Source organism: Streptomyces sp. NPDC008317 (assembly GCF_042955955.1).
Classification (GTDB): Bacteria; Actinomycetota; Actinomycetes; order Streptomycetales; family Streptomycetaceae; genus Actinacidiphila.
This window is the reverse complement of sequence record NZ_JBIBFQ010000003.1, coordinates 618494-641449: the sequence shown is the minus strand read 5'-3', so window position 1 is coordinate 641449 and position 22956 is coordinate 618494. Positions and strand designations below refer to the sequence as shown.

Annotated in this window: 13 protein-coding genes and 1 riboswitch; of the genes, 10 read left to right on the top strand and 3 right to left on the bottom strand. The window is 72.3% G+C overall.

Annotation, left to right across the window (positions count from 1 at the left end):
• Positions 1-182 precede the first annotated feature (182 nt).
• The 5 genes from ACFY9V_RS12440 (at position 183) to ACFY9V_RS12420 (ending at position 7031) form a co-directional block, all read left to right on the top strand.
• Positions 183-1841 carry an LCP family protein gene (locus ACFY9V_RS12440; RefSeq protein ID WP_355333160.1) on the top strand — a complete coding sequence of 553 codons (1659 nt, stop codon included), beginning with the start codon at positions 183-185 and terminating at the stop codon, positions 1839-1841.
• A gap of 152 nt (positions 1842-1993) precedes the next feature.
• The gene (locus ACFY9V_RS12435; protein WP_188283548.1) at positions 1994-2569 is read left to right on the top strand and encodes a TerD family protein; all 576 of its coding nucleotides are present in this window, start codon (positions 1994-1996) and stop codon (positions 2567-2569) included.
• A 169-nt stretch (positions 2570-2738) separates the two neighbouring features.
• Complete coding sequence (locus tag ACFY9V_RS12430) at positions 2739-3584, top strand: undecaprenyl-diphosphate phosphatase (protein ID WP_355333158.1); 846 nt, start codon at positions 2739-2741, stop codon at positions 3582-3584.
• Positions 3585-3724: 140 nt separating this feature from the next.
• Positions 3725-3947, top strand: a riboswitch (cobalamin riboswitch).
• A gap of 164 nt (positions 3948-4111) precedes the next feature.
• Positions 4112-6421, top strand: coding sequence for a 5-methyltetrahydropteroyltriglutamate--homocysteine S-methyltransferase (metE, locus tag ACFY9V_RS12425; RefSeq protein WP_391161124.1), 2310 nt, complete (start codon positions 4112-4114; stop codon positions 6419-6421).
• A gap of 256 nt (positions 6422-6677) precedes the next feature.
• The gene (locus ACFY9V_RS12420) at positions 6678-7031 is read left to right on the top strand and encodes a hypothetical protein (protein ID WP_391161121.1); all 354 of its coding nucleotides are present in this window, start codon (positions 6678-6680) and stop codon (positions 7029-7031) included.
• 36 nt (positions 7032-7067) lie between these two features.
• Here the strand turns inward: ACFY9V_RS12420 and ACFY9V_RS12415 are convergent, their stop codons facing one another.
• The 3 genes from ACFY9V_RS12415 to ACFY9V_RS12405 form a co-directional block, all read right to left on the bottom strand.
• A complete protein-coding gene (locus ACFY9V_RS12415) occupies positions 7068-8165 on the bottom strand; it encodes a Gfo/Idh/MocA family oxidoreductase (RefSeq protein ID WP_391048319.1) in 1098 nt (365 codons plus the stop codon).
• The gene (locus tag ACFY9V_RS12410; RefSeq protein WP_391161119.1) at positions 8162-9052 is read right to left on the bottom strand and encodes an alpha/beta fold hydrolase; all 891 of its coding nucleotides are present in this window, start codon (positions 9050-9052) and stop codon (positions 8162-8164) included. The genes ACFY9V_RS12415 and ACFY9V_RS12410 overlap by 4 nt, the downstream gene beginning before the upstream one ends.
• Positions 9053-9190: 138 nt before the next feature.
• The gene (locus tag ACFY9V_RS12405; protein ID WP_391161117.1) at positions 9191-11425 is read right to left on the bottom strand and encodes a hypothetical protein; all 2235 of its coding nucleotides are present in this window, start codon (positions 11423-11425) and stop codon (positions 9191-9193) included.
• 198 nt (positions 11426-11623) lie between these two features.
• Here ACFY9V_RS12405 and ACFY9V_RS12400 point away from each other — a divergent pair, with 198 nt between their 5' ends.
• From ACFY9V_RS12400 to ACFY9V_RS12380, 5 genes are all read left to right on the top strand, one after another.
• The gene (locus tag ACFY9V_RS12400) at positions 11624-12652 is read left to right on the top strand and encodes a substrate-binding domain-containing protein (RefSeq protein WP_391161115.1); all 1029 of its coding nucleotides are present in this window, start codon (positions 11624-11626) and stop codon (positions 12650-12652) included.
• A gap of 163 nt (positions 12653-12815) precedes the next feature.
• Positions 12816-15917: a glycoside hydrolase family 2 TIM barrel-domain containing protein gene (locus ACFY9V_RS12395; protein ID WP_391161114.1), complete on the top strand. Its 3102-nt coding sequence runs from the start codon at positions 12816-12818 to the stop codon at positions 15915-15917.
• 86 nt (positions 15918-16003) lie between these two features.
• Positions 16004-17068: a substrate-binding domain-containing protein gene (locus tag ACFY9V_RS12390; RefSeq protein WP_391161112.1), complete on the top strand. Its 1065-nt coding sequence runs from the start codon at positions 16004-16006 to the stop codon at positions 17066-17068.
• 708 nt (positions 17069-17776) lie between these two features.
• A complete protein-coding gene (locus ACFY9V_RS12385) occupies positions 17777-19999 on the top strand; it encodes an alpha-galactosidase (RefSeq protein ID WP_391161110.1) in 2223 nt (740 codons plus the stop codon).
• Positions 20000-20018: 19 nt separating this feature from the next.
• Positions 20019-22937 carry a hypothetical protein gene (locus ACFY9V_RS12380; RefSeq protein ID WP_391161108.1) on the top strand — a complete coding sequence of 973 codons (2919 nt, stop codon included), beginning with the start codon at positions 20019-20021 and terminating at the stop codon, positions 22935-22937.
• The last annotated feature ends 19 nt before the right edge of the window (positions 22938-22956 follow it).

The window sequence follows — 22956 nt, the reverse complement described above, 5'->3', positions numbered from 1 at the left end:
AACCAGGAACTGTGTCCGGTGGGGAGGCCGGCCGCGGGTGCGACGCTCACGGATACCCCACAGAGCCATGATTTACCCTTGCCGCGTTGCGCAACCATGAAGCCTTGGGTGAAGCGCCGCTTCACCCGCCGAATCCGGCCGCACCACCCCACGGGGGCCGCCCGGGAGAGGGAGCACGGGAGATGACCGAGCCCTGGAGCGGCCGGGCCGCGGCGCGGGCGGCCGCTCGCGCCGAGAGCGGGCGGTCCCGGCCGTCGGGCCGCGGGGGCAGGCGCGCCAGGCAGGCCGGCCGGGGCCGGCGGTTCCTGAAGATCGGCGGCATATCCCTGGCCGTGCTCCTGCTGGTCACCGCGGGCGGGGGCTACTGGCTCTACCAGCACCTCAACGGCAACATCACCAGCGTGTCCCTGACCGACGGCGCGGGCAAGGACAGCGCGGGCCAGGAGAAGGCGGACGCCTTCGGGCGCACGCCGATCAACATCCTGGTGATGGGCAGCGACGGCCGGACCACCGAGGCCGACTGCAAACTGGGCGGCGGCTGCGCCAAGACCGGCGTCCAGACCGGGGGCAACGCCGATGTCGAGATGGTCGTGCACATCTCCGCCGACCGCTCCAACGCCACCGTGATGAGCATCCCGCGCGACACCCTCACCGACGTGCCCGCCTGCGAGAATCCCAAGACCGGCGCGTCCACCCCCGGCTACCACGGCATGATCAACAGCGCCCTGACGTACGGCCAGGCGTGCCAGGTGGCCACCGTCCACAAGTTGACCGGAATTCCGATCGACCACTTCATCCAGGTCGACTTCTCCGGCGTCGTCAGCATGTCCGACGCCGTGGGCGGGGTGTCGGTCTGTGTGGACGCCGACGTGTACGACACCTACTCGCATCTGAAGCTCTCCCGGGGCACCCACACCCTCAAGGGCGTCGGGGCGCTGGAATTCCTCCGCTCGCGGCACGGCTTCGGCGACGGCAGCGACCTCGGCCGTACGTACGCGCAGCACATCTACCTCAGCTCGCTGATCCGCAAGTTCAAGAGCGCGGGCACCCTCACCAACCCGGCGGCCGTCTACAAGCTCGCCAACGCGGCGACCAAGGCGCTGACCGTCGACACCGGCCTCGGCAGCATCAGCAAGCTGGTCGGCCTGGCCTCCGACCTCGACAAGGTCCCGTCCAAGCGGATCACCTTCACCACCATGCAGACCGGGCCCGACCCGACCGACCCCAACCGGGTGGTGGTCGGACCCGGCGCGAAGACGCTGTTCGCCACCATCGCCAACGACCAGTCGCTGACCACCGCCTCGGGCGGCACGTCCGCCGCGGCCTCGGCGACCGCGTCGGCGAGCCCGACCGCGACGTCCGTCCCCGCCTCGGCGATCACCGTACGGGTGCGCAACGGCACCGGCATCGGGGGCCGCGCGTCCGAGATCGTCGACACCCTGACCGGCAAGGGCTTCAACCCGGCCACCGCAGGCGGCAACGCCCCGGCACCCGCCGCCACCACGACCCTGACCTACGGCCCCGGCCAGCGGTCCGAGGCGGGGACCGTCGCCCGTACGCTCGGCATCGCGACGTCCCACCTCAAGGAGGGCGCCGTCGCCGGGCTCACCCTCGTGATCGGGGCGGACTGGCCGAGCGGCACCACCTTCCCCGGCGGGAAGTCCTCCGCGCCGCCCGCCGACACCAAGGTGGCGCTGGGCAACTCCCACGCCCAGACCGCCGACGACTCCGACACGTGCGCCAAGGTCAGCCGCTACCGGACCGTCCAGATCAACCGGGTCCCGATGACGCCGACCCAGGCGTACGCCGCCGCCCGTTCCAAGCCCGACTCGGACGACTGACCCGCGCACACACCCGTAACGCTTAAGCTGTTACGCAACCGTGGAACTGTCGTGGCGCGCACGCCGTTGACCTGGCAGACGCGCGCGGACGACGACATACCGGCGATCGACAACCGACTACCGACAACCCCCAAGCAACCGGAGGTAATTTCGTGGGCGTGACTCTGTCCAAGGGCGGCAATGTCTCTTTGAGCAAGGAAGCTCCCGGACTCACCGCGGTCACCGTCGGCCTGGGGTGGGACGTACGGACCACCACGGGCGCCGACTACGACCTGGACGCGTCCGCGCTGCTGTGCGACGTGGGCGGGAAGGTCCTCAGCGACCAGCACTTCGTGTTCTTCAACAACCTCGGCAGCCCTGACGGCTCCGTGGTGCACAGCGGCGACAATCTGACCGGTGGCGGCGACGGCGACGACGAGCAGATCAAGGTCAGCCTCGCCACCGTGCCCCCGCAGGTCGACAAGGTCGTCTTCCCCGTGTCGATCTACGACGCCGAGAAGCGCGGCCAGAGCTTCGGCCAGGTGCGCAACGCGTTCATCCGGATCGTGAACCAGGCCGACGGGCGGGAGCTGGCCAGGTACGACCTGACCGAGGACGCCTCGACCGAGACGGCTATGGTCTTCGGAGAGCTGTACCGCAACGGCGCGGAGTGGAAGTTCCGCGCCATCGGCCAGGGGTACGCCTCGGGCCTGGCGGGCATCGCCACCGACTTCGGCGTCAACATCTGACGTGGGTGCCGGCGTCACCACCTCTGACGCCGGCCGCCGCGTCGGCCGCTGACGTCCTCGGCCGGGCCGGGGCCGCCCGCATTCCCTTCGGGCGTCCCCGGCCCGGACTCCGCACGCCGTCGCCCGCTTCACCCACCCTCCCCTCGAACTCTCCCCGGAGCACCCCGCCGTGTCCTGGTTCACCGCCGCTGTCCTGGGCCTTGTGCAGGGTCTGACCGAATTCCTGCCGGTGTCGTCGAGCGCGCACATACGCGTGGTCTCCGTCCTCGCCGGATGGGACGACCCCGGAGCGGCCTTCACCGCGGTCACCCAACTGGGCACGGAGACCGCCGTGCTGATCTACTTCCGGCGCGACATCGCCACCATCGTCAAGGCGTGGACCGCGTCGCTGTTCCACCCCGAGCGCCGCAAGGACCACGACGCGCGGATGGGCTGGTTCGTGATCGTCGGTACGGTCCCGATCGCCGTCCTGGGCGCGGCATTCCAGCACACCATCGAGAACGGCCTGCGCGACCTGCGGATCACCGGCACCGTCCTGATCCTGTTCGGACTCGTCCTGGCGGTCGCCGACCGCACCCGCGCCGTGCGCCGCCCCAAGCCGATCACCGAGCTGACCTTCCGGCACTCCCTCTGGTACGGCCTGGCGCAGTCGCTCGCCCTGATCCCCGGCGTCTCCCGCTCCGGCGGCACCATCAGCGCCGGACTGTTCCTCGGCTACAGCCGCGAGGCCGCCGCGCGCTACTCGTTCCTGCTGGCCATCCCCGCCGTGCTGGCCTCCGGCGGCCTGGAGCTGTTCAAGCTCGGCAGCGGCCCGGCGCCCGCCTGGGGCCCGACGATGCTGGCGACGGTCATCGCCTTCGCGGTCGGCTACGCGGCCATCGCCTGGTTCCTGAAGTACATCTCCCACCGCAGCTTCACGCCGTTCGTGATCTACCGGGTGCTGCTCGGCGTGGTCATCATCGCGCTGGTGGCGACGGGCGCGGTCGCGGCGGGCGCGGGCGCCACCTCCGGCTAGAGCGCGCACCGGGCCAGGACCGGGTCAGGGCTGGGTCAGGACCGGGCCAGGGCCGCGTCATGGCAGGGCCAGGACCGGTTCAGGGCCGGGGCCGCCGTCCGGAATGTGGTCCGACGTGACCGGAGCGTGGTCCGCGCTCTAGCCTGGCCGGTGCGACAGGTTCGCGTCCGTCAGCCAGGCGGTCGCGTCGCAAGAGGGAACCCGGTGCGAATCCGGGACTGCCCCGCAGCGGTGAGTGGGAACGACCGCCGTCATACGCACTGGGTCCGACGTACCGGACCTGGGAAGCGACGGTCAGTAGGTGTCCGCCTCAGGCGGACGTGCCCGCGAGTCCGAAGACCTGCCCGTCGCCCGTACGCGACCGTTCGCGTACGGATATCCCGGTGACCTCGTGGGCGGGTCGGCGTGCATATCGGACGGACCGGTGCCATTGCGGGGCACTGTGGGTCCGTCGGGTCTGTCACCTCCCTTTCGCGCTCGCGTCCCGTCGCCGGGAGGCCAGGAGTCATCTCGCGAAGGAGATTTCCGTGACAGCGAAGTCCGCAGCCGCGGCAGCACGGGCCACCGTGTACGGCTACCCCCGCCAGGGTGAGAACCGTGAACTGAAGAAGGCCGTCGAGGGCTACTGGAAGGGCCGCGTCACCGCCGACGCCCTCCGGCAGACCGCGGCGGACCTGCGCCGCTCGAACTGGCGGAAGCTGGCCGAGGCGGGCGTCCACGAGGTGCCGACCGGCGACTTCTCGTACTACGACCACATGCTGGACACCAGTGTCATGGTCGGCGCCGTCCCCCCGAGGCACCGGTCGGCCGTCACCGCGGACGCGCTCGACGGCTACTTCGCGATGGCCCGCGGCACGCAGGACGTGGCGCCGCTGGAGATGACCAAGTGGTTCGACACGAACTACCACTACCTGGTCCCCGAACTGGGCCCCGACACCGTCTTCACCGCCGACTCCGCCAAGCAGGTCGCCGAGTTCAAGGAAGCCGCCGCACTCGGCCACACCGCCCGGCCCGTCCTGGTCGGCCCGGTCACGTATCTGCTGCTCGCCAAGCCCGCCCCCGGCGTCGCCGCCGACTTCGAGCCGCTGACGCTGCTCGACCGGCTGCTGCCCGTCTACGCCGAAGTCCTCGCCGACCTGCGCGCCGCGGGCGCCACCTGGGCGCAGCTCGACGAGCCCGCGCTCGTCCAGGACCGCTCCCCGGCCGAACTGAACGCCGTCGCCCGCGCCTACCGCGACCTCGGCGGCCTCACCGACCGGCCGAAACTGCTGGTCGCCTCGTACTTCGACCGGCTCGGCGAGGCGCTGCCCGTCCTGGCCAAGGCCCCGGTCGAGGGCCTGGCGCTGGACTTCACCGACGCCGCCGCCGCGAATCTGGACGGCCTCGCCGCCGTCGGCGGACTGCCGGGCAAGCGGCTCGTCGCGGGCGTCGTCAACGGCCGCAACATCTGGATCAACGACTACGAGAAGTCGCTGGCCACCCTCGCCACCCTCCTCGGCTTCGCCGACCGCGTCGACGTGGCCGCGTCCTGCTCGCTGCTGCACGTCCCGCTCGACACCGCGCCCGAACGCGACATCGACCCCCGGATTCTGGGCTGGCTCGCCTTCGCCGCGCAGAAGACCACCGAGATCGTGACGCTCGCCAAGGGCCTGGCCGAGGGCACCGACACCATCGCCGCCGAGATCGCCGCCAACCGCGCCGCCCTCGCCTCCCGCGCCGCCTCCCCGATCACCCGCGACCCGGCCGTACGCGCCAGGAGCGCGGCCGTCACCGACGCCGACGGGCGCCGCTCCCAGCCGTACACCGAGCGCGCCGCCGCCCAGCGCGCCCGGCTCGGCCTGCCGCTGCTGCCGACCACCACCATCGGCTCGTTCCCGCAGACCGACGACCTGCGCGCCGCCCGCGCCGACCTGCGGGCCGGCCGGATCGACACCGCGGGGTACGAGGAGCGGATCAGGGCCGAGATCGGCGAGGTCGTCTCCTTCCAGGAGAGGACCGGCCTCGACGTGCTCGTGCACGGCGAACCCGAACGCAACGACATGGTGCAGTACTTCGCCGAGCAGCTCACCGGCTACCTCGCCACCCGGCACGGCTGGGTGCAGTCCTACGGCACCCGGTACGTGCGCCCGCCGGTCCTGGCCGGGGACATCTCCCGGCCGGAGCCGATGACGGTGCGCTGGACGTCGTACGCCCAGTCGCTCACCGACCGCCCGGTCAAGGGCATGCTCACCGGTCCCGTCACCATGCTGGCCTGGTCCTTCGTCCGCGACGACCAACCGCTCGGCGACACCGCGCGGCAGGTCGCGCTCGCCCTGCGCGACGAGGTCACCGACCTCGAGGCCGCGGGCACCTGCGTGATCCAGGTCGACGAGCCCGCGCTGCGCGAGACCCTGCCGCTGCGCGCCGCCGACCGGCCCGCGTACCTGGACTGGGCCACCGAGGCGTTCCGGCTCACCACCGGCGCCGTCGCTCCCGGCACCCAGATCCACACCCACATGTGCTACGCCGAGTTCGGCGACATCGTCCAGGCCATCGACGACCTCGACGCCGACGTCATCAGCCTGGAGGCCGCCCGCTCCCACATGCAGGTCGCCACCGAACTGGCCGCGCACGGCTACCCGCGCGAGGCGGGACCCGGCGTGTACGACATCCACTCGCCGCGGGTGCCCGACGCGGCGGAGGCGGCCTCGCTGCTGCGCGAGGGCCTGCTCGCCATCCCCGCCGAGCGGCTGTGGGTCAACCCCGACTGCGGCCTGAAGACCCGCGGCTGGCCCGAGACGAAGGCGTCGCTGGAGAATCTGGTGGCGGCGGCCCGTACGGTGCGCGCCGAGCTGTGAGGCTCCGGCCGACGGCCGCGTGACGCGGTCGCGACGGCAGGGAGGGACGCGCGGAGCCTTCGCCGTCTCTCCCGGCCGGGCGCGCCGCCGCCTGTCCCGGCTCGACGCGGTGTGCGTACGGCGCGTGCGGCGTATGCGACGCGTACGGCCCGTATGGCCCCTCCGGCCCGTATGGCGAGGCCCTCCCGGCTCCCCGCGCGCACGCCGGGCCTACAGTCATGTGCGGTGGTGGTTCGTCAGCGGGGGGAGTACGGCGATGCGCGGCGCGACATGGGGATGGCGGACCGTCCAGGGCCTGTACATGGCGGTCGTGGCCGTCCTGGCGGTGCTCGGCGCCGTCACCGGGACGAGCCTTCCTTACCTGCTGGCCGTGGCCGTGACCCTGCCCTTCGGGATCGCGGCACTGGTCCTCGTCTACGGCGGCTACGCGCTGCTCAAGGGGGTGGGCGGGCTGTGGGCGTCCACCACGAACGCCGACGGCGACGACGCCGCCTGGCTCAGCGCGGGCAGTGCGACGCTCAATGTCGTCCTCCTGATCGCCGCGGCCCTCGCCAACGTCCTGCTCCTCGAGTACCTGCGCCGCCGGAGCCCGCGCACCGCCCGGCGGTGAGGGCGCGGCGCGCGGGCCGGGGGAGCGCGGGAGCCGTCAGGAAGAGGGCGGGGCGCCCCACCAGGACCGGTGGAAGGGGTCGTCCGCGCCGATCGAGCCCCGCGGGACCGGGCGGCCGGTCGCGGCCGACTTGTAGAGGGCGGTGACGAATTCGGTGGTGCGGCGCGCGTCGGCCGCCGTGTGCTCGGGCGGCTCGCCCCGCCGCATCCGCGCGACCAGGTCCGCGAGCTGCGGCGCCTGGTGCGCGGGCACCTCGGCGCCGATGGTGTCCCAGCCGGGCGTGGACGGCGGCCGGTCGGGCGCGGGGGTGAACGTCCAGTGCTCGTTGCCGTACGCGTACAGGTGGCGCAGCTCCGTACTGGCCCGCGCGCAGTCGATCCGCAGATACGACTCCTGGCGCGCCGACACGACGCTGTTCACGATCGACGCCTGCGCGCCGGAGGCGAAGGCGACATGGGCGAGGGACACGTCCTCCGTCTCGATGTCCCGGTCGACCGTCGCGATCCGCGCGCTCACCTCCGCCCAGTCGGGCATCAGCCACAGCATCAGGTCCATGGCGTGGATGCCCTGCGTGACGGTGGCACCGCCCAGTTCGGTGGCGCGCCGACCGCGCCACGGGGCCGCGTAGTAATCCGCGCCCCGGTACCAGGTGGTCTGGCACAGCGCCAGCAGCGGCGGCCCGAGCACACCGTCGCGCAGCAGACCGCGTACGTGCGCGGCGCCCGACCCCGCCCGCCACTGGAAGACCGGCGCGCAGCAGCGGCCCGTCGCGCGCTCCGCGGCCAGAATCCGGTCGTGGTCGGCCAGCGAACCGCACAGCGGCTTCTCGCAGTAGACCCAGGCACCCGCCTCCAGCGCGGCCACCGTCAGATCGGTGTGGGTGAACGACGGGGAGCAGATCACCACCAGGTCGGGCCGTTCGACGGCCAGCAGTTCCAGCGGGTCGTCGTAACCGCGCGCGATGCCGTGCCGCGCCGCGAAGTCCCCGGCCCGCGCCGGGTCGGAGTCCGCGACCGCCACCAGGTCGAGCTGCCCGGACAGCGCCCGGATCGCGGGGACATGGGCGTCGTCGGCGATGCTGCCCGCGCCGATCAGCGCCGTACGGTACGGAAGGTCTCCGGCCGGCCGGGTCATACGGTGCCCCCCTGGGCCGTCATGCCGCGCGCGAGCCACCGCGCGGTCACCGCGATCGCCTCGGGCTCGTGCTCGGGGGAGTGGAAACCGTGGCCGGCGCCGGGCAGCGGGCGGAATTCCCAGTGCGGGACCGTCGCCGCGACGTCACGGGCGATGTCGAAGGAGACGCAGTCGTCGCGGTCCCCGTGCAGGACGAGGGCGGGCGGGCCGCCCGCGGTGTAGGCGTCGATCGGCCGGTGGGCGGCCAGCTCCGCGAACAGCACCCGGCCCAGGGCGAACCGGCCGCCGATCAGCAGCTCCCCGTGCTCGGCGAGGCCCTTCAGCGGACCCGGTCCGAAGTTCGCCAGCCCCCAGGGGAGTTCGGGTTCGAGGAAGGTCCGGCGCAGGTCGAGGACGGGATTCCACAGCACCAGGCGGGCCAGCCGCCCGCCCAGCCAGGGCATCGACAGGCCGGTGGACACGGCGCCGAAGCTCGCCGCCACCACCGCCAGCGGACCGGGCAACTCCCGCTCGGCGTAGGCCGCGACGGCCGCCAGGTCCAGCATCTCCCCGGCGATCGTCACACCTTGCGGAGCGCCGCCGCTCTCCCCGTGCCCGCGGAAGCTGAACCGCAGCGCGGTCAGGCCCTGTTCGGCCAGCCGCTGGGCGAGCCGCACGAACGCCCCGCCCTCGTCCAGATCCGCGGAGATTCCGTGGACCAGGAGCACCGTGCCCTCGGGGCCCGTTCCGGACCTGGTCCCTGGCCTGCTCCCGGCCCCTGTTCCGGCCCCTGTTCCGGACTCTGTTCCGGACTCTGTACCGGGGGCGCCGGACGCGGGGCGGTGCACGACGGCGTCCAGCTCGACGCCGTCGGATGCGACCACCCGCACCCGTTGTCCGTCCGTCACGGAAACTCCCTGTCTGCTCGATGTGTTGACGTCATCCCCACGGACCGACATTCGACGACTTGCGGCGGCTGGTACCGGCGCGCATCGGCGCGGACGGGCGGCACCCCTCCGGCCGCCCGTCCGCGCACCCGCGCGTCCTTACGGCGTCCAGCGGTACAGCAGCACCTTGTTGAACAGGTCGTCCTCGACCTGGACCAGATAGTCGCCGTTGGACCTGCGGGTCGCGGTGATGCCGTACGGCACGTCGACCCACCCCGTACGTTCCACGCCGCCGACGTTGGCGCCGGGCTGCCAGGTCCCGACCGGGCTGGCGTCGGCGGCCTTCCACACCCAGATCTGCCCGCGCGTCGCGATACCGGAGATGAAGATGTAGTCGCCCGCGAAGGCCAGACTCACCATCGTCACGATCGGGTTGGCGGCGGTGTCCCAGGGCAGCAGCAGCGTCCAGGCCGGGGTGCGGTTGCCGGTGCTCCACTTGTCGTAGCGCACCAGGACCTTGCCGCACTCCTTCCAGTGGGCGTTGTCGAAGACCTGGTCAGGGGTGTAGCCGACCATGTACATCACGTCGGTGGCCACGTCGTAGTGCAGACGGCGGACGACGCTGAACGGCGCGGGCAGCGCGATCGTCTCCCGGCTCGCGTACGTGTAGACCGGGTTGCCCTGCGCGTCGAAGCCCTGCAACGGGTAGCGGCGCAGGTCGCGGTCGCCGCCCTCCCAGATGTCGCCCCGGTCGTCGACGTACCAGACCCAGCAGTTGCCGGGGGAGTTGCTGCCGTCGCCCGGCTGGAAGAACTCCCCGGCCTCGAAGGCGCCGTTGCCGCTCAGGTCGCGCCAGATCCACTGACCCGAGGCGGGCTGGTTCGGCGGCCAGTTGGGGTCGTCGCCCGGATCGGCGCCCGACCAGTGCGCCTTGAAGATCGCCCCCGACGGCTTCGCGATCTCGCCCTGGAAGCGGTAGATGAGCAGGTGACCGCAGTACATGCCCGTCACGTACATGTACATCTGCCCGTTGAGCCGCTTCAGGAAGGGCGAGGTGGCGTGGTGGTGATGGCCGGGCAGGAACAGCCGTGCGTCCTGCGGGTAGTTGACCGAGTCGAGGGTGTAGCCGCGCCAGGTCGCGTCGGTGCCGGGCTGCCGCGCGTAGTTGATGGTGTAGTGATTCTGCTTGGTGTAGACCTCGACGCCGTCGGAGGCCGGGTCGAAGTCGGCGGAGTCCACGAAGGCGCTGCCCTGGAGCTGCCACACCACGGCCCCGGTCGCGGTGAACTTCCGCAGCCAGGTGCCGAATTCGTACATCGCGACATAGACGTTGCCCGCGGAGTCGCCGCCGACGCCGACGATGCCGAAGAACTTGTCCGCGGTGACCCGGCCCGGTGTCCCCGCGCCGATGCCGCCCGCCTGGCCGAGGCTGCGGGCCCGGGTGGGCGTACCGGACAGGCCGGTGTACGTGTGGACTTGGCGCAGCGGGCCGTTGTCGCCGACGAGGAGGTCGCCGTGGACGTCCACGGCGAGCGAGGTGGGCAGCCAGTCGGCTGAGGGGCCGCTGATCGTTCCGCCCAGCGCCGCGCCGGTGTTGGAGAAGTGCAGGATCTGCGCCGGGTGCGCGGGGTCGGCGTGCCAGAAGTGGCCGTCGTTGGCGTCGCGGGTGACATTCGCGACCACCCAGATCTCGCCGTTGGCGCCGATCGCCACCGCGCCGGGCTTGTTGACGCTCCAACTGCGCAGCAGCGCACCGCTGGCGGCGTCGAAGACCTTGACGAGGTTGGCCGCCCGGTCGGTGGCGACCACCTGCGTCGCCGAGGCCGCGGCGGCGGCGGGCGGACTGCCCACGGCGTAGGTCAGCGAGGTGGCGGCGCCGTTCAGGCCGAAGCGCGTCAGGCCGTTGCCGACGCTGAGATAGACGTACGAGTCGTTGACCGCCACCGCGTCGCCGTTCGCGCCGTGGCAGTTCCCGATGAGATGACCGTCCTTGTAGATGCCGGCGTAGTTCCCGCCCTCGTCCCAGAAGCTGACGGTGTAGACGGTGCCGTCCTTGGCGACGGCGATGTTGAAGACGAAGTCCTGCACCCACTCGGTGGCCCCGGAGAAGGTGTTCCCGGTCCAGGAAGTGACCACGTTCGGCAGGGTGTTGGTCGGGATCGCGGTGGCCACCGGGGGCGCGGCGAGCGGTCCTGACGCGCCGGTGGGCGCGGCGGGCGGCGGGGCGGCGGCCCGCGCCGCGGAGGTGACAGCGGCCGGAAGCGCCACGGCGGCTCCGGCGACGATCGCGGCGTTCCTGCCGTAGGCCAGCATCCGCCGGCGGGAGACCGCGCCGGTACCGCGCGGGGTGTGACGGGGTGCGGGGGGATTGTCTGCGGGTTCCTGCTCGCTCATGTTCGGGGACCTCCGTCGTGGGGCCGACACCTTCGAGCCGGTCTGGCGGTACACGAGTGACCGTTCACTTGACGGGAGGTAAAGCTAGGACTCGCCGTACCCGGCGTCAATGGCGCGTACCTCTTCCGCTCGGCGGCGATCGGTTCTACGATGAGTGACGCGTCATGTGAACGGTCACTGAAGAATCGAGGATGCCCCGTGTCGGACCGGCCGACTCTGCGTACCGTCGCGGCCGAGGCGGGTGTCTCCCACCAGACGGTCTCCCGCGTGATCAACGGCGACCGTACGGTCACCGACGCCGTACGCGACCGGGTGCTGGTCGCCATGCGGACGCTCGACTACCGGCCGAGCGCCGGTGCCCGCGCCCTGGCCAGCGGCCGTACCGAGGTGATCGGCGTCGTCCTGCCGCACAACCCCGGATTCGCCTTCTCCAACGACCACTTGATCCGCCTGGTGCAGGGCGCCGACCAGGAACTGACCTCGCGCGGCTACGGGTTGCTGCTGTCCACCTGCGAGGTGGCCGACGAACCCGCCTCCGCCTACCGCCGGTTCGTCCAGCGCCGCCAGGTCGACGGCCTGCTGGTCGAGGCCGGAACCGGCGGGGAGTCGCTGCCCGCCCTGCGGTCCGCCGGATATCCCACCGTGGTCATCGGCTACACCGCCGAAGACCTCACCTGCGTCCACCCCGACGACGAGGGCGGCGCCTACGCCGTCGCCCAGCACCTGCTGGCCCTCGGCCACCGCCGCATCGGCGTGGTCAACGGCCCCCGGGAGAACCGGCTCGCGATGGCCGCCCGGCTGCGCGGGCTGCACCGCGCCCTGGCCGACGCGCACCGCGCTGTCCCCGACGACCTCATGGAGCACGGCGACTTCACCGCCGCTTCCGGCTACGCGGCGGCCGAACGGCTCATGGCCCACCCGGAACCGCCCACCGCGATCTTCGCCTTCAACGACGGCATGGCCCTGGGCGCGCTGCGCTGGCTGCGCGAGCACAAACACGCCCTGCCCGCCGACGTGTCCGTGGCGGGCTTCGACGACACCGAGGCCGCCGACCTCGTCGACCCGACGCTGACCAGCGTCAACCTGCACAGCGTCGACGTGGGCCGACGCGCCGCACAGATCCTGCTCGACCTGCTGGACGGCCGCCCGCCGGCCCAGCGCGAGAACGTCATGCCCAGCACGCTCAAGGTCCGCGCTTCCACAGCGCCGCCGCGCGCGGCCGGTTGAGCACCCGCCGCCCCGCGCGATCCCGCCCCGCGTCAGCCCCGCTTCGCGCAAGCCCGCGGCACATCAGCCCCGCCCCGCGCGATCCCGCCGCCTGACGCGTCAGCCCCGACTCGTACACCCCCGATAGGTACGCCCCATACCCCGGAAAGGACCGGTCGCACCGATGGACCACGCCCAGAACCGGAGCGAAAGCCCGGACGCCTGCGCCTACGTCGAGGACGTATCACCCGGCAACGGCCGGCTGCGGCCCCGCGCGTCGTTCGACTCCGACGCACCCGCCCTCGACCTGAACGGCGACTGGAGCTTCCGGCTCGGCGACGGTCTCCACGACGTGACCGTGGGCTTCGAGGCCCCGGAGTTCGACGCCGCCGAGTGGACGACCGTCCCCGTGCCCTCGTCCTGGCAGATGGACGGCGTCCCCGGACCCGGCCGCTTCGGCACACCCGCGTACACCAACGTCACCTTCCCGATCCCCGTCGACCCGCCGCGCGTGCCCGACGAGAACCCGACAGGCGAGTACCGCAGGGAGTTCGACGTCGCGGAGGGCTTCGCTGACGGCGGCACCGCGGTGCTCCGCTTCGAGGGCGTCGACTCCGCCTTCGCGGTCTGGCTCAACGGCCGGCCGCTCGGCGACGGCAAGGGCAGCCGGCTGCCCACCGAATTCGACGTCACCGACACCCTGCGGACCGGCCGCAATGTGCTGGCCGTACGGGTCCACCAGTGGTCGTCCGCCAGCTACTTGGAAGACCAGGACATGTGGTGGCTGTCGGGTGTCTTCCGCCCCGTACGGCTGCTGGTCCGGCCGGCCGGCGGCATCGCCGACTTCTTCGTGCACGCCGACTACGACCACCACTCCGGCACCGGCACCCTGCGGGTCGACGTCGACGGCGCGGACGACGCGCGCCTGAGCGTCCCCGAACTCGGCATCACCGACGCCGATCCCGCCGGTCCGCACACAGCGCCGGGCGTCACCCCCTGGAGCGACGAACAGCCCCGGCTCTACGCGGGCGAACTCGTCACGGCCACCGAACGCGTCCCGCTGCGTATCGGCTTCCGCCGGGTCGTGGTCGAGGACGGCGTCGTCACCGCCAACGGCAGGCCGCTCGTCTTCCGCGGCGTTAACCGGCACGAATGGGACCCGGTCAGGGGCCGCGCGCTGACCCGCGAGACGATGCTCGCCGACGTGCTGCTGATGAAGCGGCACAACATCAACGCCGTGCGGACCAGCCACTATCCGCCCGCCGCCGCCTTCCTCGACCTCTGCGACGAACACGGCCTGTGGGTGGTCGACGAGTGCGACCTGGAGACCCACGGCTTCTCGGAGAACGGCTGGCGCCGCAACCCTTCCGACGAGCCCGAGTGGCGCCCCGCGCTGCTCGACCGGGCCGAGCGGATGGTCGAGCGCGACAAGAACCACCCCAGCGTCGTGATGTGGTCGCTCGGCAACGAGTCCGGCGTCGGCGCGAATCTCGCGGCCATGGCCGAGTGGATCCGCGACCGCGACCCCGACCGGCTGATCCACTACGAGGGCGACTGGGACGACTGCGCCTACACCGACGTGTACTCGGTGATGTACCCCGACTACGCGTTCGTGGCGGCGGTCGCCGCGCGCCAGGAACCGCTCACCGGCGACCCGGCCAACGACGCCCGCAGGCGCGCGATGCCGTTCCTGCTGTGCGAGTACGCCCACGCGATGGGCAACGGCCCCGGCGGACTGCGCCAGTACCAGGAGCTGTTCGAGAGCAGCCCCCGGCTGGCGGGCGGCTTCGTCTGGGAGTGGATCGACCACGGCGTCGCCCAGCGCGACGAGGAGGGCACGCTCTTCTACGCCTACGGAGGCGACTTCGGCGAGCCCGTCCACGACGGCAACTTCGTCGCCGACGGCCTGGTCTTCCCCGACCGCACCCCCTCTCCCGGACTCCTGGAGTACGCGAAGGTCATCGAGCCGGTCAGGATCACCGCCCGCCGCGACGGCGGCGGAGTCGAGATCCGCAATCTGCACCACACGCGGGACACCGGCTACCTGCGCTGGGTCTGGCTGCTCGAAGTCGACGGCGAGCAGGCGGGGGAGGGCGCGTGGGAGGTCCCGGTGACCGGCCCCGGCGACACCCGCCGCGCGGACTGGCCCGACAGCCTGGCCAAGGCGCTCGCCGCGGCGGGACCGGGGGAGCGCTGGGTGACCCTCAGCGCGCAGCTCGGCGCGGACGAGTCGTGGGCCGGAGCCGGGCACACCGTCGCCTGGTCCCAGTTCGCCCCGGACGGCAACGGCGCGACCACGCTGACGGCGGGATCTGCGGGCGCGGCTTCCACCACGACCATGCTGACGGCGGCACCTGCGGGCGCGGCTTCCACCACGACCATGCTGACGGCGGCACCCGCGGGCGCGGCTTCCACCACGACCACCCCTCGGGCGCGCCGCCGCGGAACGATCAGCCTCGGCGCCGGACAGTTCGACGCGGCCGACGGACGGCTGCTCCGCCTCGGTGACCTGGCGCTCGAAGGCCCCCGCGTCGACCTGTGGCGGGCCCCGATCGACAACGACGGCCGGTCGCCGCTCCTGGCCGCCTGGCACCGCAGTGGCCTGCACCGGCTCCGGCACAAGGTGCTGGAGATCTCGACGGGCGAGGCGAGCCTCACGGTGAGGACCAGGATCGCCCCGGCGGGCCTGGACCTCGCGATGCTGGCGGACTACCACTGGACCACCGGGCCCGGAGACCGGCTCGTGCTCACCGTCGACACCCGGCCCGTCGGCACCTGGGAGGTACCGCTGCCCCGGCTCGGCGTCGCGCTGACCCTCCCGGCGGCGCTCGACCGGCTGAGCTGGTTCGGCCTCGGTCCCGGCGAGTCCTACCGGGACAGCGAGGAGGCCGTCCGCGTCGGGCGGTACGCGACCACGGTCGCCGAGGCGCAGACGCCGTACGTGTACCCGCAGGAGAACGGCAACCGGCGGCATGTGCGCTGGGCCCGCCTCACCGGTCCCGAAGGCGACTCCGCGGGGCCCGGTCTGGAGATCACCGGCAGCCCCTGGTTCGACCTGACCGCGCGGCCCTGGTCCACCGCGGCCCTGGCGGCGGCCAGGCACACCGCCGACCTCAGGCCCGACGGCCGCATCCACCTCAATGTCGACCTCGAACACCACGGCCTCGGCAGCGCCTCCTGCGGACACGCGTTGCAGCCCCGGCACCATCTGGCCGCCGTACCGGGCCGCTTCACGCTCGGGTTCGGTCTGACGGAAGGGGAGGCGGCAGCCGATGGCGTAGGGTGATTTCGGCGACCCCGGCGGCGGTATGATCCGAGCGTGAGACAACGTTGGCCCTCCCCTCGGCGCCGCGTCGCCGAGGGGAGCAGCACGTGAGTACACCGAGCCCGAGCGCGGCCCCGCGGCGGCCGACGATGACCGACGTCGCCCGGGAGGCCGACGTCAGTCTCAAAACGGTCTCGCGTGTGGTCAACGGCGTGTCCACCGTCGATCCGGAGATGGCCGAGCGGGTCAGGGCCGCCGTGGTGCGGCTCGGCTTCCGCCGCAACAACATGGCCAGGGACCTGCGCACGCAGTCCACCTCGGCCACGGTCGGCCTGCTCATCGAGGACCTGGCCAACCCGTTCTACGCGGGCATCGCCGCCGCCGCGGCGCAGTGCGCCCTGGAGAACGACACCCTGCTGATCACCGCCAGTTCCGAGGAGGACGCCGAGCGGGAACGCCGACTGCTGTTGCAGATGTGCGAGCGACGCGTCGACGGGCTGCTGGTCGTACCGGCCGGCAGCACCGCCGACCACGTCTACCTGCGCGCGGAGATCGACATGGGCACTCCCGCGGTGTTCCTCGACCGGCCGCCCACCAACCTGCGCGCGGACACCGTGCTGATCGACAACGCGGCGGGCGCGCGGTCCGCGATCGAGCACCTGACGGCCCGCGGCCACGAGCGGATCGGCGTGGTCTCGGACTGGCTGAGCATCCACCCCATGGTCGAGCGGCTGTCGGCCGCCGAGACGGCGCTGGAGCGGGCCGGGCTGCCGTACCGCCCCGACCTGATCAGATATGGCCTGCACACCGTGCGCGACACCGAGGCCGCCGTCGAGCGGATGCTCACCGGGCCGCAGCCGCCGACCGCGCTGTTCGCGCTGAACAACCGGCTCACGCTCGGCGTGCTCGGCGCGCTGAACCGGCTCGGCGGCGCGCGCAGCGCGGGCGGCGCGGGCAGCGCCGTCGAAGTGGTGGGCTTCGACGACTTCGAGACCGCCGCGCTGATGGCCCACCCGCTGACCGTGGTGTCCTACGACGCCCGCGCCATCGGCCGGATCGGCGCGGAACTGCTCTTCAGGCGGATCGCGGGGGACAAGTCGCGGCCCCAGACGGTGGTCATCCCCACCACCCTGGTCGAGCACGGCGCGGCGCGGCCGGGCGCCGGACGGTGACCGGCGAGGGGGCCCCGCCGAGTCCCGCGCGGGACTGAACCGGGCCGCCGTCGGTCCTGTTCAGGCCCCGCCCCCCACGCCCACCCCGCACTCACCCCCGCGAACGTCCCCACTCGCCACGCAACCGGCGCGGTCCCGTACCGCTACCGCGCCGAGACTCATGCCGATACGGGCCGCCCCGTGCGCCGTTCCCCGGCCGCCGAGGGCGGCGCGCCACAGTGCGCCCAACGGGATGTCCACCCAGTCCGGTTCGCCGGTGCGGTGGTCCACGACGGGACCCTCGCCGACCCCGGCCCCGACCCCGGCCCCGGCCCCGCCGGGGACGGAGATGTCCGGCGCGTGCGGGTGAACGGCTTGTGACACGGTCGCTCTCCGGATCTCCGCGCGGGATTTCTCTGTCACTCGCGCGAAAACTCTAGGCAACGTTGTCTCAGGTGGCTAGGGTTCAGCACGACCGCCTGCGGAGGGCGGCCGGGTCGGGCCTCCTGCCCCGGTGCTCCTTCCGGTATGCGTGGTTGATCTGTCGACAGCCGTCAGGACGTAGCTGACCAGGAACGAAGGCGCCACCTGTCGGTGAGCGCGCACGGCCGGAGCCGTGGCGCGGGCGTCGTGATCCCCTCCAACCCCCTGGGGGACGCCGCTTGTCTCGTCAGGCAACGTTGTCTCAGCTGGTCAGACATGTTTCCCCGACCTCGGAAAGGAGCGGTGATGGCCGACTTCGCCAGTCCGGCGCGGTTGTGGGCCGCACGCGACGCCCTGTGTGTGCGGGGCGCCTCGGTCAGCCTGCTGACGGACGGCGCGCGGCTGAGCGTTGAGCCCGCGGGCGGTCACGTGGCCGGTGCGGACGGGGGCGCCGGGCGTCCCGTGGACGCCGACGTGCTCGAACTGCGCGCCGACGCGGCCACAACGGCCGTACTGCGGCTGGCCGTTCCGCTCGGCGACGCGGCGGGTTACTGGCATCCGGGGGCGGGCTGGGACCGGCACCTGGTGGCGGACTGGGCCAACCCCTGGCGCACCGTCGGCCTGGTCGACTCCGCGCCGCTGGGCTGCCTGTACGACACGGCGGGCCGCGCGCTGCTGGCCTTCGCGTCCGACCGGATCGCGGCCACCACGCGGGTCAGATTCGGTGTCGGCGAGGAGTCGGCCCGCTTCGGGGTGTGGCTCTCGATGGACCTCGCGGCGGGGGAGACCTGTCGGATTCGCGTCCAGGCCCCGGGCCGCCCGTGGGCCGAGGCCGTACGGGAGGTGACCGGCGGTCTCGCGGACGCCGCGCCGCTGCCCGTACCCGACGCGGCCCGCGCCCCCGCGTACTCGACCTGGTACTCGATGCACCGCGAGCTGACGGCGGCGGGCGTCGAGGCCGAAGCCGTGCTCGCCGCCGAAATGGGCTGCGGGGTGCTGCTGTTGGACGACGGCTGGCAGCTCCACGCGGACGGTCCCGGCTACTCCGGCAGTGGCGCGTGGACCCCGGACCCGGCCAAATTCCCCGACTTCGCCGCGCATGTGAGGACCGTGCAGGGCCTGGACCTGCGGTACGTGGCCTGGATCGCACCCCTGCTGGTCGGCGAACGCACCCCGGCGTACGAGGAGTTGGCGCGGGTCGCGCCGCACGAGGTGACGCGGCTCGGCTGCCGGGTCCTCGACCCGCGCCGCCCGGCCGCCCGGCGCTTCGCCGTCGACTCCTGCGTCGACCTCGTCCAGCGCTACGGCCTGGACGGGCTCAAGATCGACTTCCTGGACTTCGCGATGGCGTACGCGGCGGAGGAGTACGCGGCTGAGGAACTCGCGGGCGGGGACCACGCGGCCGAGGTCCACGCGGTCGAAGTCCATGCGGTCGAAGTCCACAAGGTCGAGGTCCATGGGGCCGACCGGCCGACTGCCGAAGAGAACGCCGCAGACGAGAACGTCAGGACCGGCCGCGATGACGGCACCGGTGCGGGCCGTGGTGCCTCCACAGACGCCGGTACCGGTGTCGCCACCGCCGCCGGACCTGACACCGGCGGAGGCACCGGCACCGGCACCGGCACCGGTAAGGACACCTGCCGAGGCGTCACCGCGGAGGCGCCCGCCGACCTCGCCGTCGCGGACGTCGCCGATGTGGGCCTGGGCATACGGCTGTTGCTTACCGAACTGCGCGAGCGGCTGCGTGAACTGCGCGGCGACGAGCTGCTGATCGAGCTGCGACAGCCCTACACCGGCCCCGGCATGCGGCGCTTCGGCAACATGCTCCGGGCCGCCGACTGCCCGGGGGACGCCACCGCCAACCGGGTCCGCACGCTGGACACCGGCGTGCTCGCCGGATCGGCGGCGGTCCACTCGGACATGCTGATGTGGGACCCGGCCGCCCCGGCGGAAGCGGCGTCCCGACAGCTGCACTCCGCGCTGTTCTCGGCACCGCAGATCTCCGTCGCGCTGGCCGGACAGAGCGCGGAGCACCGCGCGATGACCGCCTTCTGGCTCGGCGTCCGGCGGACGTACGCCGATGTCCTCGACCGGGGCGAGATCCGCGCCGGACGTCCCGACCAGCTCCACCAGACGGTGACGGCGGCCCTGGGCCGGCGCGCCGTCATCGCCTGCTACGCCGAACACCACGTCGTCCCGCTCCAGTTGGCGGAGTTCACCGAGGTCGCCCTGGTGAACTCCACCGCCGGGCCGCGCGTGGTCCTGGACGTCGGGGACCCCGGCGTCGAGCGGCCGGGCGTGGCGGGCGTGGCAGGCATGGCTGGCGTGGCAGGCGGGTCGGGCCTGGACATCGACGCTCCTGGCGTCGCCGGGACCGGCGTCCGCGTCCGGCTGGACGTCTTCGACGCCTGCGGCAGACCCGCCGCCTCGGGCCCGCGCACGCTCGGCCCCGGACTCACCCCGATCGCCGTCCCGCCCTCCGGCCTGTGCGTCATCCGGCCGGTGGCACCCGAACAATCCCCGCGCTGAACCCTGGAGAGGACCGACCGTGACAGACAGCCACGCCAGATCCGACCGCACCACCCCGGCGACGCCGACCTCGGCGACGGCCACCCCCGCGGAGGTCTCCCGGCGCAAGGTCGTGGGCTACGGAGCAGCCGCCGTCGCGGGCGCCGCCGTCGCGAGCGCCATGGACTGGGGCCTGGCGCCGAGCGCCCGCGCCGCGGCGCCCGAGGGCACGGCGGCAGCCGCCGCGCTGTCCGTGGTCGCCTTCGGATTCTCCGACCCGACCGGCCTCTACCCGGTGACCGGTACGGCGAAGGCCGCCCCCGACCTCCTCGTGGTCTTCAACCCCACGACGGCGCTGAGCGGTTCGGTCACCTGGTCGGTCGCCGCCCGCGCCGGGGCGCCGCTGAACAGCGGCACCACCGCGTTCACCGCCCCGGCCGGTACGCAGACCACCACCACGATCCCGCTGGGCTCGTACGATCCCGACCACTACGCCGTCACGGCCACCGTCACCAACGCCTCCGGTGCCCAACTGCTGTCGCAGACGCTCGGGTTGGGCGTGATCCGGCCGACCGTGGCGGGCCGCAGGCCGAACTCGGCGTTCGGGCTGGGCATCCGCTCGGAGTCGACTCCCGCCATCACCCGGCAGATCGCCCAGCGCATCGGCGTCAAGTGGTGCCGGGGCATCGACGCCGTGCAGCCGGACACCGTCTGCCCGTCCCCCGGCGTCTTCTGGCAGCAGCCGCAGATCGACGCGGCGCGGGCCGAGATCGCCGACTGGCACGCCCACGGCATCGAGGCCCTCGCCGGCATCAACTACAACATGTCGTGGAATGTGCAGCCCGGCCCGGACGGCAAGCCGGTGAAGACCTACCAGAACCGGCCCAAGGACCTGGTCGCGCACGCCGAGATGGTCTACCACTGCATCGCGCCGCTCCAGGACCTGGTCCCCAACTGGGAGGTGTGGAACGAGCCCTGGGTGCACGGCTGGGCGTGGATGACCGGTGACGCCCAGGACTACCGAGACATGTGCAAGCTGATCTGGGACCGGGTGAAGCCCGAGTTCCCCGACGTCAATCTGATCGGCGGCGGCTCGGTCACGTACAACCGCGACATCGTGTACGCGCGGGGCTCCAAGGACACCGGCTACATCGACGGCTCGGTGAACCACGCCTACGGCTACCCCGACGCCACGCAGTACGCGATGACCAAGACGCAGGTCAAGATGGACCGCCTCTGGTCGCGCACCCAGGGCCGCGCCGGGCAGTGGCAGACCGAACTGGGCAACGCCGACGCCAACTTCACCCATCTGCCGGCCGGACAGGCCGGGTACGGCGTGGCCCGCACGGTGGCGCCGACGTACCTGCTGCACATGCTCGCGGGCGCCGAGGAGGACTCGCCGATCCGGATCTTCTGGTTCTCGCTGTCCTACGACAAGACCTACTCCGGCGTCGAGTTCAACATCTACGACATCGCCACGAAGTCCCCCAAGCCCGCCGTCGTCGCCTACGCGACCATGACGAGCCTGCTCGAAGACGCCACGCTGGAAGAGGAGTTGTACCCGAACGCCAAGTCGACGTGGGGCTTCCTGTTCCGCGGCGCCGACGGCAAGGGCCGGGCCGCCGTCTACGCCGACCAGCTCTACGACGGCACGATGGAGGACCAGAGCGCCGGGTACAACGGCACCGTCACCCTCAACGGCGCGCAGGGCGTGCGGGTCTACGACTACCTCGGCCGCCGCCTCGCCGACGGGGCCTCGTCGTCCGTCACGCTCCAGGTCAAGCCGTGGGAAGTCCTGTACTTCGACAGCGATCTGAGTCCTGAGGCGCTGAAGTCGGTGCTGACCACGGGTGCCGCCTTCGACTACGACACCCCGCTGAAGGTCGAGGTCCAGTCCTTCACCAAGCCGCTGGGCGCGAGCAGCACCATCGACGTCCTGGTGGAGAACGTCTCGCCGCAGACGCAGAACGCGAAGGTCGTGATCACCCCGCCGTCCGGCTGGCAGGTGTCGCTGTCGGTCTCGCCGTGGATCAGCCTCAAGCCCGGCCAGTCGAAGACGCTGACCTTCCCCGTGACGTCGTTCACGGCCAACTCCGCGAACCAGTACGAGATCGGCTACGACATCACGGTGCCGCGCGGCTCGGCGCAGGTGCACCAGACCGGGACGCGGAAGGTGCAGCTCGCGTATCTGCCGTTCCGTCAGATCACCGTCGGCGGAAGCGCCAGCCAGTGGAACGACGTCGTCCCGGTGACGATGGCCAGCACCGGCGCGGCCGGTGACACCAGGACGTACAGCCTCCAGGCCGCCTGGGACGACGGCTTCCTGTACTTCAGGGCGCTGATCGAGGACGACGTCCAGCTCTCCAACGTGCCCTTCGCGGCGAACGAGTACCTCTTCCCGTTCAAGGCGGACAGCATCCAGCTCGGCTTCGACGCGGTCGCGCACAAGACCGAGGATCTGCTGGTCGGGGACGCGCACTACGAGAAGTGCCTGCGGTCGCTCTCCCACCTGTACGTCGTCACGCTCGCCACCGGAGGCGTCCCCGAACTGCACCGGCAGCTCGCGCCCGGCACCAACTACCAGACGTACTACCCGACCAACGCGACGCTCCCGACGCCGCTGGGCCCGATGGACGCGAAGGCGGACAGCGGCACCGAGGGCCGGGTGCTGGTGTCGCGGGACGACGTCAACAAGGTGACCAGGTACGAGGTCGCGCTCGCCTGGAGCCAACTCCCCGAGGTGGCCGCCGCGGTGAAGAGCGCGCAGCCCGGCGCCGTCACCCCGATGTCCTTCGCCTTCCAGGTGACGGACGCGGGAACCGGCGGTCACGGCGCCACGTACTGGACGACCGCCGCGGAGCCGCCCACGTCCGGCTGCTACAACTTCGCGCCGTTCTGGGGCACCGGCGCCCAGTTCACCGGCGGTCGCGTGGACACCCGCTGGGGCATCGGCAGTTGACCGTCCCGCGCACCCCGTA

Bases quoted from the DNA above. Each gene is read 5' to 3' on its own strand.
- ACFY9V_RS12440 (WP_355333160.1), top strand. From the start codon at position 183: ATGACCGAGCCCTGGAGCGGCCGGGCCGCGGCGCGGGCGGCCGCTCGC.
- ACFY9V_RS12420 (WP_391161121.1), top strand. From the start codon at position 6,678: ATGCGCGGCGCGACATGGGGATGGCGGACCGTCCAGGGCCTGTACATG.
- ACFY9V_RS12415 (WP_391048319.1), bottom strand. From the start codon at position 8,165: ATGACCCGGCCGGCCGGAGACCTTCCGTACCGTACGGCGCTGATCGGC.
- ACFY9V_RS12405 (WP_391161117.1), bottom strand. From the start codon at position 11,425: ATGAGCGAGCAGGAACCCGCAGACAATCCCCCCGCACCCCGTCACACC.
- ACFY9V_RS12395 (WP_391161114.1), top strand. From the start codon at position 12,816: ATGGACCACGCCCAGAACCGGAGCGAAAGCCCGGACGCCTGCGCCTAC.
- ACFY9V_RS12385 (WP_391161110.1), top strand. From the start codon at position 17,777: ATGGCCGACTTCGCCAGTCCGGCGCGGTTGTGGGCCGCACGCGACGCC.